This window comes from Candidatus Pelagibacter bacterium nBUS_25 (assembly GCF_051200975.1).
In the GTDB taxonomy this organism is placed as follows: domain Bacteria; phylum Pseudomonadota; class Alphaproteobacteria; order Pelagibacterales; family Pelagibacteraceae; genus Pelagibacter.
Genome location: NZ_CP172846.1, coordinates 242000 through 255723, shown reverse-complemented (window position 1 = coordinate 255723; position 13724 = coordinate 242000). Strand labels below are relative to the sequence as shown.

Annotated in this window: 11 protein-coding genes; all 11 read right to left on the bottom strand. The window is 32.2% G+C overall.

Features of this window, described 5'->3' with window-relative positions; all coding sequences use genetic code 11:
• Nucleotides 1-2: 2 nt before the first annotated feature.
• Nucleotides 3-1037 (bottom strand): rod shape-determining protein, encoded by a 1035-nt coding sequence (locus ACIJYH_RS01305; RefSeq protein WP_435097589.1) that lies wholly within the window; start codon nucleotides 1035-1037, stop codon nucleotides 3-5.
• A 1-nt stretch (nucleotide 1038) separates the two neighbouring features.
• Nucleotides 1039-2607 (bottom strand): 2-isopropylmalate synthase, encoded by a 1569-nt coding sequence (locus tag ACIJYH_RS01300; RefSeq protein ID WP_435163403.1) that lies wholly within the window; start codon nucleotides 2605-2607, stop codon nucleotides 1039-1041.
• Nucleotides 2608-2708: 101 nt separating this feature from the next.
• Entirely contained in the window at nucleotides 2709-4391 is a 1683-nt protein-coding gene (locus ACIJYH_RS01295) for a dipeptide ABC transporter ATP-binding protein (RefSeq protein ID WP_435163401.1), read from the bottom strand.
• Nucleotides 4388-5323 carry an ABC transporter permease gene (locus ACIJYH_RS01290; protein ID WP_435163400.1) on the bottom strand — a complete coding sequence of 312 codons (936 nt, stop codon included), beginning with the start codon at nucleotides 5321-5323 and terminating at the stop codon, nucleotides 4388-4390. Before ACIJYH_RS01290 ends, ACIJYH_RS01295 begins: the two co-directional genes overlap by 4 nt.
• Complete coding sequence (locus ACIJYH_RS01285) at nucleotides 5307-6290, bottom strand: ABC transporter permease (protein ID WP_435163398.1); 984 nt, start codon at nucleotides 6288-6290, stop codon at nucleotides 5307-5309. The genes ACIJYH_RS01290 and ACIJYH_RS01285 overlap by 17 nt, the downstream gene beginning before the upstream one ends.
• A gap of 61 nt (nucleotides 6291-6351) precedes the next feature.
• The gene (locus ACIJYH_RS01280; protein WP_435163396.1) at nucleotides 6352-7914 is read right to left on the bottom strand and encodes an ABC transporter substrate-binding protein; all 1563 of its coding nucleotides are present in this window, start codon (nucleotides 7912-7914) and stop codon (nucleotides 6352-6354) included.
• A gap of 83 nt (nucleotides 7915-7997) precedes the next feature.
• A complete protein-coding gene (gene ilvC, locus ACIJYH_RS01275; RefSeq protein WP_435097572.1) occupies nucleotides 7998-9020 on the bottom strand; it encodes a ketol-acid reductoisomerase in 1023 nt (340 codons plus the stop codon).
• Between the two features lie 19 nt (nucleotides 9021-9039).
• Nucleotides 9040-9588, bottom strand: a complete 549-nt coding sequence (gene ilvN / locus ACIJYH_RS01270; protein WP_435163394.1) for an acetolactate synthase small subunit — start codon at nucleotides 9586-9588, stop codon at nucleotides 9040-9042.
• A complete protein-coding gene (locus tag ACIJYH_RS01265) occupies nucleotides 9589-11355 on the bottom strand; it encodes an acetolactate synthase 3 large subunit (protein WP_435163392.1) in 1767 nt (588 codons plus the stop codon).
• Nucleotides 11356-11403: 48 nt separating this feature from the next.
• Complete coding sequence (miaA, locus tag ACIJYH_RS01260) at nucleotides 11404-12312, bottom strand: tRNA (adenosine(37)-N6)-dimethylallyltransferase MiaA (RefSeq protein WP_435163390.1); 909 nt, start codon at nucleotides 12310-12312, stop codon at nucleotides 11404-11406.
• Nucleotides 12313-12314: 2 nt separating this feature from the next.
• Nucleotides 12315-13724 carry a Do family serine endopeptidase gene (locus tag ACIJYH_RS01255; RefSeq protein ID WP_435163388.1) on the bottom strand — a complete coding sequence of 470 codons (1410 nt, stop codon included), beginning with the start codon at nucleotides 13722-13724 and terminating at the stop codon, nucleotides 12315-12317.

Sequence of the window (13724 nt, the reverse complement as noted above, 5' to 3'; positions counted from 1 at the left end):
TCTTAATATTCAGATAACATGGTGGAAAATGTTTCTTCTTGATCTAACGCTTTTCCAGTACCAACTGCAACACAAGATAATGGATCATCCGCAACATGGACTGGTAAACCTGTTTCTTTTGCAAACCTTTTATCAATATTTTTCAATAGTGCTCCACCACCTGTTAATGTTAATCCCATATCAACTAAGTCAGCAGATAATTCCGGAGGTGTATTTTCCAAGGCTTGTTTAATAGCATTAATCATTTCTTTCATTATGTCATTTAATGCTTCTGCAGTATCTTCTTCTGTAATATTTACTTCTTTTGGTGTACCAGATCTAAGATCTCTACCTTTAACTGGGTATGTATTTTTACCTGACGCTAATGCAGTACCCATTTCTTTTTTAATTTTTTCAGCGGTGCCATCTCCAATTAAAAGATTGTATTCTTTTCGCATGTAATTAACAATTGCAGTATCCATAGCGTCACCAGCGACTCTTAAAGATTTAGAGTAAACCAACCCACCTAAAGACATAACAGCTATCTCACTTGTTCCACCACCTATATCTACAACCATAGAACCTGTTGCCTCAGAAATTGGGAGTCCAGCACCAATAGCAGCAGCGATAGGTTCTTCAATTAATTGAACTCTTCTGGCACCTGCAGCAAGTGCACTATCTTGAATTGCTTTTCTTTCAACCGGTGTTGAGCCTGTTGGAACACAAATTAAAATTCTTGGATTTGCAAATGTACTTCCCTTATGAACTTTTTTAATAAAATGTTTTATCATTTCTTCAGTAACGATAAAATCAGCGATTACACCGTCTCTTAAAGGTCTGATTGCACTTATATTTCCAGGTGTTCTTCCAAGCATTGTTTTTGCTTCATCACCAACTGCCAATACATTTTTTTTTCCATTTTGATCGACTATCGCAACAACAGAGGGTTCATTTAAAACTACCCCTTGACCTTTTAAAACAACTAATGTGTTAGCAGTTCCAAGATCAATTGCCATATCTTGACTCCAAATTTTTTTAACTCTATCGAATAGTCCCATTTTATATACCTCTCACTTTTTCATTTTCTTGCTCCATTGGAGCTGTTTTATCTCGTTTAATAATCATTTTATTTAATGCGCTTAAATATGCGTTGGCAGATGCAACTAATGTGTCTGTATCTGCTGCTTGCCCAACTGTTGTTTTTCCTTTTTCTTCAATTCTAACACTTACTGTTGCTTGAGCATCCGTTCCCTCTGTTACTGCATGAACTTGATACAATTGTAATTTTACGTCATGAGGGTACAAAACTTTTATACATTTAAATATTGCATCAACAGGACCATCACCCGTTTCTGAGGTTTTTTTAACTTCACCATAAACATCCAAAGTCATTTCAGCTCTTTGAGGTTCACCTGTTCCTGCAAAAACTTTCAAAGATTTTAAATTAATTGCATTTATCTGGTTATCAGTAATAAGACTATCATCGACCAATGCCATTATATCATCGTCATAAACATGTTTCTTTTTATCTGCTAAAACTTTGAATTTTCCAAAAGCAGTTTGAATCACATCATCAGTTACATCAGCATAACCAAGATCATTAAGTTTTTCTTTAAAAGCATGTCTTCCAGAATGCTTGCCCATCACTAAAGATGTTTTTTTAACACCTACACTTTCTGGTGTCATAATTTCATAAGTTTCTCTATTCTTTAGCATTCCATCTTGGTGAATACCCGCCTCATGAGCAAATGCATTTTTTCCAACAATCGCTTTGTTAAATTGAACTGGGAAGGTTGCATTCGAAACTATTTTTGAAGCTTTGCTTAATAATTCAGTTTTTATTCCAGTTGAGTATGGCATCAGATCATTTCTTGTTCTAATAGCCATAACTATTTCTTCAAGAGCTGCGTTACCCGCTCTCTCACCGATTCCATTTATTGTACATTCTACTTGTCTAGCCCCTGCCTCAACACCAGCCAAAGAATTTGCTACTGCTAATCCTAGATCATTGTGACAATGAACAGATAGAATTGCTTTATCAATATTTGGAACTTTATTTTTTAATATTGAAATAATTTTTGTAAACTCTGATGGAATTGTATAACCAACTGTATCTGGAATATTAATTGTTTTAGCACCACTACTTATTGCAAGCTCAACTATTTTACACATAAAATCCATATCAGTTCTTGTGCCATCTTCACATGACCATTCAACATCATCAGTTAAATTTCTTGCATAGGTCACACTTTCTTTAATGGCTTCCAAAACTTGTTCTGGAGTTTTATTCAACTTATGTTTCATGTGTAACGGACTTGTTGAAATAAAAGTATGAATTCTGAATCTTGGAGCTGCTTTTAACGCTTCGTGGCACGCATCAATATCTTTTTTACTAGCTCTCGATAATCCACAAGGAATTGAGTTTTTTACAATTTTACTTATTGCTTTTACAGCTTCAAAATCACCGGGCGATGCTATTGGAAAGCCAGCTTCAATGATATCAATGCCAAGCTCATCAAAAATTCTAGAAATTTGAATTTTTTCCTCTAAACTCATAGACGCACCTGGTGATTGCTCACCATCACGCATAGTAGTATCAAATATAAATACTTTATCTTTGTCGCTCATAACAAAATTTTTTTGAAAATGTATAATACAATCTATAAGAGAGAATGCAAAATAATAACTTAAATTACTCTTAATATTAGCTCATTTTAGGCCACCTAAAACTAATTATAAATAGACTCAATTTTAGGCATTAAGTGTAAAAGTTTTTTTGTGTAATCTTGTTTGGGCTTCAAAAAAAGTTCCTCTGTTTTAGCTACCTCACACAATTTACCGTCTTTTAATACTCCAATTCTATCACACATTTGTCTAACTACTGGTAAATCATGGCTAATAAATAAAATGGTTAAATTTAATTGTTCTTGAAGATCTTTTAACAAGTTTAAAATTTGTGCTTGAATACTAACATCTAAAGCAGAGGTTGGCTCATCACACACAAGAAGTCTCGGTTGGGTGGCTAATGCTCTTGCAATAGAAATTCTTTGTCTTTGACCTCCAGAAAATTCATGTGGATAACGATCTGCAGATTTCTGCGAAAGTTCTACAGACTCTAATAAATCATAAATATAATTATTTAAATCAGTACTTGATATCAAGGGATTGTGAAGTTTAATTGGCTCTGAGATTATATCCTTAACCTTCAACCTTCCATTTAAAGAAGAATATGGATCTTGAAAAATCATTTGAATTTGTTTTCTAAATTTCATCATTTCTGATCTAGTCTTAATTTTTGTAATACAAACATTATCAAAAAAAATATCTCCAGCAGATGATTTAAATAAATTTACAATCATTTTAGCAATTGTAGATTTTCCACTTCCACTTTCACCAACTAAACCAAAGGACTCACCTTCTTTAATTTCAAATGAAACATTATCTACAGCCATTACTGAATTTTTAGAACTTTCTGTAAAAAAGTTATCATCAAAACTTTTACTAAGATTCTCAATTTTAACTAAATCTTGTTCTATAATTTCTTTTTTATTCCATCTGTTTAAAATTTTAATATTACTATATTGGTTATTTTTGTTTTCTTTTTCAATTATAACAAATCTTGAAATTTTTTTATTGGTGGGGGGTACTGAACTAATTAAACTTTTTGTATATGTCTCTTTTGGTTTTGTTAAAATTTCTTTTGTTTCACCAATTTCAACTAAATTCCCATTTTTCATCACAGCTACCCTATCTACTGTCTCAGCAATTACTCCCATGTCGTGTGTAATTAAAATTACTGCAAGATTTCTTTCTTTTGTTAATCTTTTAATTAAATCAAGAATTTGGGATTGAATTGAAACATCTAAAGCTGTAGTGGGTTCATCTGCAATTAAAAGTTCTGGCTCACAACATAATGCAAGTGAAATAACTACTCTTTGCCTCATTCCTCCTGAAAACTGATGGGGATAATTATTAAATCTTGTATCCGCATCCTTAATTCCAACTTCTTTCAATAAATTGATTGATTTAATTTTTGCTTCTTCTTTTGTTAAATCAAGATGTGTTTGGATCGTTTCTATTAATTGTTCACCAATTGTTAATATTGGATTTAAAGAGGTTTGAGGATCTTGAAATATAAGTCCAATTTTTTTACCTCTATATTTTACAATATTTTTTGGATCTTCATGAATATTGAAATCACCTAACATTACTGACCCGCTTGACACTTTGCCAGGTGCATCAATCAAATTAATAATTGCATTTCCGACAGTACTTTTGCCTGATCCAAACTCTCCTACTAATCCAAGTATTTCTCCTTTATTAACCTCAATATTTACATCTTTGGCGGCATAAACCGTTTCCTTTCTCATTGGATAATCTACGCTCAAATTCTTTATCTTTAAGAAACTCATTTTTTTAACCTTGGGTTTAAAGTGTCTCTCATCCAATCACCTAAAAGATTAATTGAGAAAGCTAAAATTACTAAAAATATTGCTGGAAAAAAAGTAATCCACCATTCACCAGAAAATAAAAAATCATTTCCTAATCTTATTAGTGTTCCTAAAGATGGAGTTGTTGGAGGAACACCCACACCTAAAAAACTTAAAGTTGACTCAGCTATGATTGCAAGTGCAAGACCAATAGTTCCTATAACTAATACTGGTCTTAAAATATTTGGTAAAATATGTTTAAACATAATAATTAAATTTGAAACTCCAATTATAGTTGAAGCTGAAACATAATCTTTGTTTTTTTCTACCAAAGTTGCTGCTCTTGAAACTCTTGCAAACTGAGGCCACTCTGAAATTCCAATTGCAAAGATTAAAACATAAATTGCCATCTCATCATGCATCTCTCTTGTAATCAATCCCCTTGCAATTCCATCAACTAAAAGTGCCATTAAAATACTTGGCACCGTAAGTTGAACATCCGTTAATCTCATTATTACCATTTCATATTTACCACCAAAATATCCTGCTGTTAATCCTAGCCCAACACCAAGTATCAAACTAAATATGATTGCTGAAAAACCAACAATTAAAGAAATTCTAGAGCCATAAAGAATTGTTGATAACATATCTCTACCCTGACCATCGGTTCCTAAAATAAATTTTGCAAGACCATCCTCGGTCCAAGATGGTGGAGTAAAAGCTTCCATCAGTGATAGAGATGAAGGATCAAATGGATTATAAGGGGTAATAAATTCTACAAAAAAAGAACAAAAGAAAATTATAAATAAAATTACTGATGATATAATTGCAGTGGGAGACTTTATAAAACTATGATAAATATCACTATCTTTAATTCTTTCCCAAGTACTTATAGTCTTATCCACTTGAAACATCTCCTTTAACTCTAATTCTTGGATCTATAAAATAGTATAGAATATCTACAATAAAATTTATCATTACAAAAACAAAAGCAATAAATACTAAATAGGCAGACATAATTGGAATATCAACAAATTGAACTGCTTGAATAAATAAAAATCCCATCCCTGGCCATTGAAAAACTGTTTCAGTAATAATAGAAAATGCAATTAATGTTCCTATATTAATTCCAGCAATTGTAATTACTGGGATCAATCCATTTTTTAATGCGTGTTTATACTTTATACTATTTTCACTAATTCCACGCGCACGCGCGAACTTAATATAATCTGTTTGCAAAATCTCCATCATCTCAGCTCTTACTAGTCTGATTATATAAGTCATTTGAAATAGACTTAGTGTAACTGACGGGAGTATAATTGCCTTTAATCCTGAGATTGTTAAAAATCCTGTACTCCAAAATCCAAGATCTACTACCTCACCTCGACCAAATGATGGTAAAATTCCTAAGATTACTGAAAATAAATAGATAAATAATATTCCAATTACAAATGTGGGAAGCGAAACTCCAAGCAAAGACACTGCTAGAATAATGTCGCTTAAAAAACCCTCTCTATAGATACCTGTGTAAACTCCTAATAATGTTCCGGTTATTAGAGCAATTAAAGCTGAAACTACTACAAGCTCAATTGTTGCGGGTAACCTTTCAACAATTAAATCAGATACTGGTCTTCTTAATTGATAAGAAATTCCAAACTCTCCTTTAGAAGCGTTTACAACAAATCTTGAAAATTGAACAGGAATTGGGTCCATTAAACCTAGTGTTTCTCTTAATTCAGCTCTCTCTTCATCTGAGGTTTCTTCACCAACCATATTGTTTATTGGGTCACCAACAAAATTAAATAAAGAGAACGATACAAAGGCAACAACTAGCATAACCAAAGCAGATTGAAACAACCGTTTAAAAAAATATTTTATCAATTTGAGAAGATCTTTAAGTTACAAGCCCTCTATGCAAATATAGAGGACTTGTAATAATTTTTTAGTTAAAGCTAGCAGTTCTGAATAACGGTTCGTTATTCGGTCTGATAGGTACATTAACTCCACTTTTAGATGCCCAAGAAATTACTTGGTGGTGAAGAGGAAGATAAGAAATATCATCTTTCACAATTTTCCAAGCATTAGCTATTGCAGCATTCCTTTTATCTAAATCAACTTCACCTTCCATAACTCTTATAGCAGCATCCACTTCAGAGTTACTAAAGTTAACTTTGTTCCAGCTAGCACCACTTTCGTATAAATAATGAAATACATAGTGACTATCTAGAGTAGGAACACCCCAACCAAGCATATAGAAATCACCCTGATCATCTTTTAGTTCTTTAAAGTGTTTACTTTTAGTTTGTGCAAATAAATTCACATTAACACCAATTTTACCAAACATACCAACAACAGCAGTACAAATTGCTTCATCATTTACATATCTGTCATTTGGACATCTTAGCTCAACATCAAAACCATTTGGATAACCTGCATCCGCTAATAGTTTTTTTGCAGCGTCAACATCGTACGGTAATCTTCTATCAAGATCTGTGGTGTAACCATTTACACCTGGAAAAGTTATAATTCCTGCTGGTTCACTTAAACCTCTCATAACTTTTTTCTTGATCGCTTCAATATCAATTGCTTGATAAAGAGCTTGCCTTACCTCTTTTTTCTTAAATGGGTTGTCACCTGTATTACCAGTTCTTAACTGATCAGCAGCTTGATCCATACCTAAGAAAATCGTACGCATTTGTGCAGTACTTTCAACTTTGTGTGTAGATGAAGATCCAATTCTTGCTAAATCTTGAACTGGCGCATCTGTAACTATATCAATTTCTCCAGATAATAATGCTGCAACTCTTGTTGCTGCATTTTTAATCGGAAGTAATTCAATTTGTGTTACATCTTTATCTTTCATCTCACCCCACCAATGCATATTTCTTTTAAAAACTGTTTTGGTGTTTGGTTCCCTCAAAGTAATTTTAAAGGGTCCAGTTCCTAAAGCATTTGTCGCAGAATAAGTTTCTTGTCCAGCATCCCAGTTTTGTGGGGACATAGCAAAATTCTTTTCAGACCACGCTTTTGACATTATAAAAATATTAGATAATTGGTTTAATAAAATTGGATTAGGCTTACTAGTGGTAATTTTAACTGAATAATCACCAGCAGCTTCAACTCCTGAAATTGTACTGATATATTCCTTAAAATCAGATGTTCTTTGTTTAGCTCTTAAAACACTAAACACAACATCTTTAGAAGTCATTTTAGATCCATTAGAAAATTTAACATCTTCTCTTAATGTAAAAACCCATGTGTTAGGGTCAGTTGTTTTCCAACTTTTTGCTAACGCAGGACCAATTTTCATGTCTAAGCCTCTCTGAACAAGCGCCTCATAAATTTGTCTTGAAACTTGAGTGGTTGGACCCTCGTTTTGTGCGTGTGGATCTAAAGTTAGACTATCTCCTTGCATTGACCATTTGATAGTTTTAGCCCATGCTGAAGAAAATCCAAATACTAGAACTACAGATAGTAAAACTCTAATAAAATTTTTTATTTTCATTATTTCCCTCTTTTCCTTAAATTTATTTAAGAAAAGTATAAGTGAAATAACTAAATTATTACAGATAAAATTTTAAATAATAATTAACTTTTATCACTATCAACCAATTTCTTTTTACCAATCCAAGGCATCATAGCTCTTAGTTCTGCACCAACTTTTTCTACCGAGTGCTCAGCTAATTTTGCTCTAGTTGCAAGGAAGTTCTTTTGACCATTTTTACATTCATCCATCCATTCTTTTGTGAATTTTCCTGATTGGATATCAGTCAAAACTTCTTTCATTCTTTTTTTGGTTTCTTCTTTATTAACTATTCTAGGACCCGAAACATATTCACCATACTCAGCCGTATTAGAAATAGAATAGTTCATGTTTGCAATTCCACCTTCATAAATTAAATCAACAATTAATTTAACTTCATGAACAGTTTCAAAGTAAGCCATCTCAGGCTCATAACCTGCTTCTGTTAGAGTTTCATAACCATTTTTAATCAACTCAACTAGGCCACCACATAAAACTGTTTGCTCTCCAAATAAATCTGTTTCAACTTCGTCCTTAAATGTAGTTTCAATAATTCCAGATCTTCCACCACCAACTGCAGACGCGTATGATAACGCAAGATCTCTAGCTTTACCTGAGCCATCTTGATGAACAGCAAACAAACATGGTACTCCACCACCTTTTTCATATTCACTTCTAACTAAATGACCAGGACCTTTTGGGGCAACCATAAATACATCTAAATCTTTTCTCGCTTTGATTAAATCATAGTGAACATTTAATCCATGAGCAAATGCGATACTTGTTCCTTCTTTAACTCTTTGTTCAATGTGGTTTTTGTAAATCTCAGCTTGTAATTCATCAGGTGTTAAAATCATCACTACATCCGCCCAAGCAGCTGCATCAGATAAATTCATAACTTTTAAACCTTTAGACTCAGCTTTTGCTACACTTGAAGATCCTTCTCTAAGTGCTACAACTATTTCTTTAACACCACTATCTTTTAAGTTTAAAGCATGAGCATGTCCTTGGCTACCATAGCCAAAAATTGCAATTTTTTTTCCTTTAATTAGATCAACATCTGCATCTTTTTCATAAAACATTTTCATTTTTTTTCTCCTTAATTAATTAGTTAAATATTTCAGCGCCTCTAGTCATTGCAACCGCTCCAGTTCTTGAGACACTTATAAGACCGTGCGATTTTAAATTTTTTGTCATTTTATCTATTTCTCTTCTCAACGCAGTTATTTGAATTACTGCAGACTTATTTGTCTGATCTAATATAACTGGATTAAATTTTTTACAAGCATTTAAAGCCTTTTTAATCTTAGCTGAATTTCCAATTACTTTAAATAACGCCATTTCTTTAAAAATTATATTTTTATCTTCTCTTTTGAAATTACCTACTTTGTGAACTGGAACTAATTTTTTTAATTGTAGAACAATTTGTTCAATTACCTCGGGTGTTCCTGTTGTTACAATTGTAATTCTTGAAAGATTGTTTTTTTGGTCAACCTCAGCCACTGCCAGTGACTCGATGTTGTACCCTCTTCCAGAAAAAAGACCAACCACTCTAGATAAGACACTTGCTTCATTATCTACCCAAACTACAATTATATGTGTTTCTAATTTACTAAGTTTGCTTGGCGAGCTGTATGCTGATTTTGATTTTACCATTTAAACTAACGCTTTTCCTTTGCCTGTAATTTTGTTTTCTTCCTGGTCTTTTGGACCTAATAACATTTGATTATGTGGTTTTCCTGATGGAATCATTGGAAAACAATTCTCAGCTTGGTCAACATGACAATCAAAGATAACTGGTTTATTAACACTAATCATTTCCTTAATTTTTTCATCTAATTCATCTGGATGTTCGGCTCTTATACCAACACATCCATAAGCTTCAGCTAATTTTACAAAATCTGGCAATGCCTCAGAATAACTTTCTGAATAATTTTTTTCATGAAGTAATTCCTGCCACTGTCTTACCATTCCCATATATTGATTATTTAAAATAAATATTTTTATTGGCAAATTGTACTGTATTGCAGTCGATATCTCTTGCATGGTCATTAAAATTGAAGCCTCACCAGCAATATCAACTACTAATTTCTTGGGATTTGCAACTTGAACACCTATTGCAGCAGGTAAACCATAACCCATAGTACCCAAACCTCCAGAAGTCATCCATCTATTAGGCTTATTGAATTTATAGTGTTGCGCAGCCCACATTTGATGTTGACCAACCTCTGTTGTGATAAATGTATCTTGATTTTTAGTTAATTCATAAAGTCTTTGAACAGCATGTTGAGGCTTAATTATTTTGTCACTATTAATAAAGTTTAGAGATTGCTTCGTTCTCCATTTTTGAATTTGCTGCCACCATTTTGAAATTTTTTGTTTATTTGATTTTTCTAAATTTAAATTTTTCTTTTTTAGAGTTTTGGTTGTTGATCTAATAACATCTTTAACATCACCAACAATTGCTAAGTCTACTTTTATAATCTTATTTATTGATGAAGGATCAATATCAATATGTACTTTTTTTGATTTAGGTGAAAACTCATCAATTTTACCAGTGATACGATCATCAAATCTAGCACCAATATTAATTAATAAATCACAATCATGCATAGCATTATTAGCCTCATAAGTTCCATGCATTCCAAGCATTCCTAAAAATTGATTATCATCCCCTGGATAAGAACCTAATCCTTGTAATGTTGTAGTTATTGGAAAGCCAGTTAACGCAACCAGCTCTCTTAAAAGTTCGCTTGCTTTCGGTCCAGAGTTAACAACTCCACCACCTGTATAAAAAATTGGTTTTGAAGCTTTATTCATTAACTCAATTAATTGATCAATGTCTTTTTGCTTAAATCTATTATTATTTTTAATTTCTATTTTTTTTTCTTTTTTTAATGAAACATATTTAGTTTTTGCAAACTGAATATCTTTTGGAATGTCTACTAGTACAGGTCCAGGTCTTCCAGTCGTTGCAACTTCAAATGCTTCATGCATTACTCTTTGAAGATCATTAATATTTTTTACTAACCAATTATGTTTTGTGCATGGTCTTGTAATTCCAGTTGTATCACATTCTTGAAATGCATCAGTTCCTATTAAATGAGTGGGTACTTGTCCAGAGATGCAAACTAATGGTACAGAGTCCATGTATGCATCTGTTAGTGCGGTAACAACATTTGTTGCACCTGGTCCAGAGGTAACTAAAACAACTCCAGGCTTACCAGAAGATCTTGCGTAACCCTCTGCTGCATGACCGGCTCCTTGTTCGTGTCTTACTAAAATATGTTTTACTGAAGAATGGTTTTTAAGTTCATCATAAATTGGAAGAACTGCTCCACCAGGGTAACCAAAAATATGGCTTACCTTTTGCTCTTCAAGGCACTTAAATACAATTTCTGCTCCACTATATAATTTTGGCATTTTGCAATCTAGCTGAAGTTGTACTGATTGGTCAAGTTATAGAATGAATTATTTAATTTTTTTTAAAAATTTATTTAAATCCTGAGGGTGCAATTTTAGCCAACTCATCATGTTACCTCGCGCCCAAGTGCTTTGTCTTTTAGCGTATTGTCTGGTCTTTATTGATATTTTTTCAATAACATCAGTCATATCTTTTCTTTCTAGATATTCTTTGATCTCATTGATGCCGATGGCTTTATTGACGCTCTTATCTTTTCTAACTTTTAATTTAATAAATTTTTTAACTTCTTGAATTGCACCAAACTTAATCATTTTTTTGGATCTTTTAACAATTCTTCGTACAAGTTCTTCACGTGGATAGTCAATATAGATTTTTAAAAAATCATCTTTTTCAAAATATGATTTTGTATTTTGAAACCAATCATGAAGAGATTTTTTGGTAAATTGTTTCACCTCATAAGCTCTGATTGATCTTTGAGCATCAGTTGGATTAATTTTTTCTTTTGAGTTTGGGTCAAGCTTAATAAGTTTTTTATAAAAATTCTCTTGGCCTAGATCATTATGTATAGCCCTTACTTTGTTTCTAAATCTTATTGGAATATTTGGAATATTTACTAATCCATCTGTTAAAGCTTTAAAATATAATCCTGTTCCTCCAACAAAAATTGGTATTCTTTTTCTTTTTTTTATTTCATTAATCTTTTTAATTGAAATTTTAAGCCAATCTCCTGTTGAAAAGTTTTTTTTAACACTATGAAAACCATACAGATGGTGTTTTATTTTTTGATAATCTTTGGGATTAGGTCTGGCAGATAAAATTTTTAATTCCTTGTAAACCTGCATACTATCCGCGTTAATGATTTCACCATTAATTTTTTTAGCAAGTTTAACTGAAAAAGTAGATTTTCCAGAAGCAGTTGGTCCAGAAATTAAAATAATCTTGGATTTAAAATCCATGATTAATCTAGTTTAACACCAATGTATCTTCTTTGATTTTGATTGTTATATATTGCTAGTAAAATTGTCTTTTGATTAGAATTTAAAACATCTTTAACAATTCTTTCTAAGTCTTTTGCGTTCTTAACTTTTATTTTTTGCGCCTCAACTATAATACTATTGGCCTCAATTGATTTAAGTAATGGGCTAGTGTTTCCTATTTTAGTAACAACTAATCCTGAAGTTTGATTAGGAAGTTTTCTAGTTTTGATATCTTCTTTAGTCAATTTTCTGACAGTAATTTTTAAGTCTTCTATTATTATATCTTTGGGTGATTCAGATTTTTTTTCACTTACTTTAAAATCATCTGATGTCTCCAATCTTCCTAAAAGAATATTCTTAATTAACTCTTTTTTATTTCTCCAAACTTTAACTTTAACATTCGTTCCAACTTTTGTTTTTGCAACAATTGCTGGTAATTCTTTCATTTGGTTTATTTTAACTCCATTAAACTCTAAAATAATATCTCCAGCTTTAATTCCACCTTTGTCTGATGGACTATTTTCTGCAACACTTGCAACCAATGCTCCTCTGGGCTCATCTAGTTTTTCAACATCAGCAATTTCTTGTGTTACATCTTGAATTCTAACTCCTAACCAACCTCTTTTAGTTTCACCAAACTCTATCAGTTGATCTATCACAATCTTTGCGCTGTTTGACGGAATTGAAAAACCTATTCCAATTGATCCATTTCTTCCAAGAATTGCCGTATTAATTCCAATTACATTCCCATCCATATCAAACAATGGGCCTCCTGAGTTTCCTGAATTAATTGATGCATCTGTTTGTATGTAATCTTCGTATCTAGATAATCCAATTGATCGATTTCTTGCAGAAATAATTCCCGATGTTACTGTTCCACCTAAACCAAATGGATTTCCGATAGCAATCACCCAATCACCAATTCTTGCTTTATCTGAGTCTCCAAAAGCAACTGGAGTAAATTTGTCACCAGTTTCTAGCTGAAGTACTGCTATATCAGATAAAGGATCAGCACCAATTACTTTTGCTTTATATTCTTCATCCCCATTAACTCTTACTATAATGTCTTCTGCATCTTGAATGACGTGATTATTCGTAACCACTATCCCTTTTGCATCAATTATAAATCCAGATCCTAGGGCAGATGATTTTCTTTCTTGCGGTTTACCAAATTCTTTAAACATATCTTCAAATGGTGAACCTGGGGGGAATTGAAATGGAAATGGATTTGTTGTTGTGGTTACAGTTTGAGTAGTTGAAATATTAACTACTGATGGCATCAATCTTTCTGCAAGATCTGCAAAAGATGCTGGCACTGATTTTGAATTAGATTGTATTGAATAACTAAATGTAAAAATAAGTGTTAAAAATATTAATTTAATTTTTTTCAT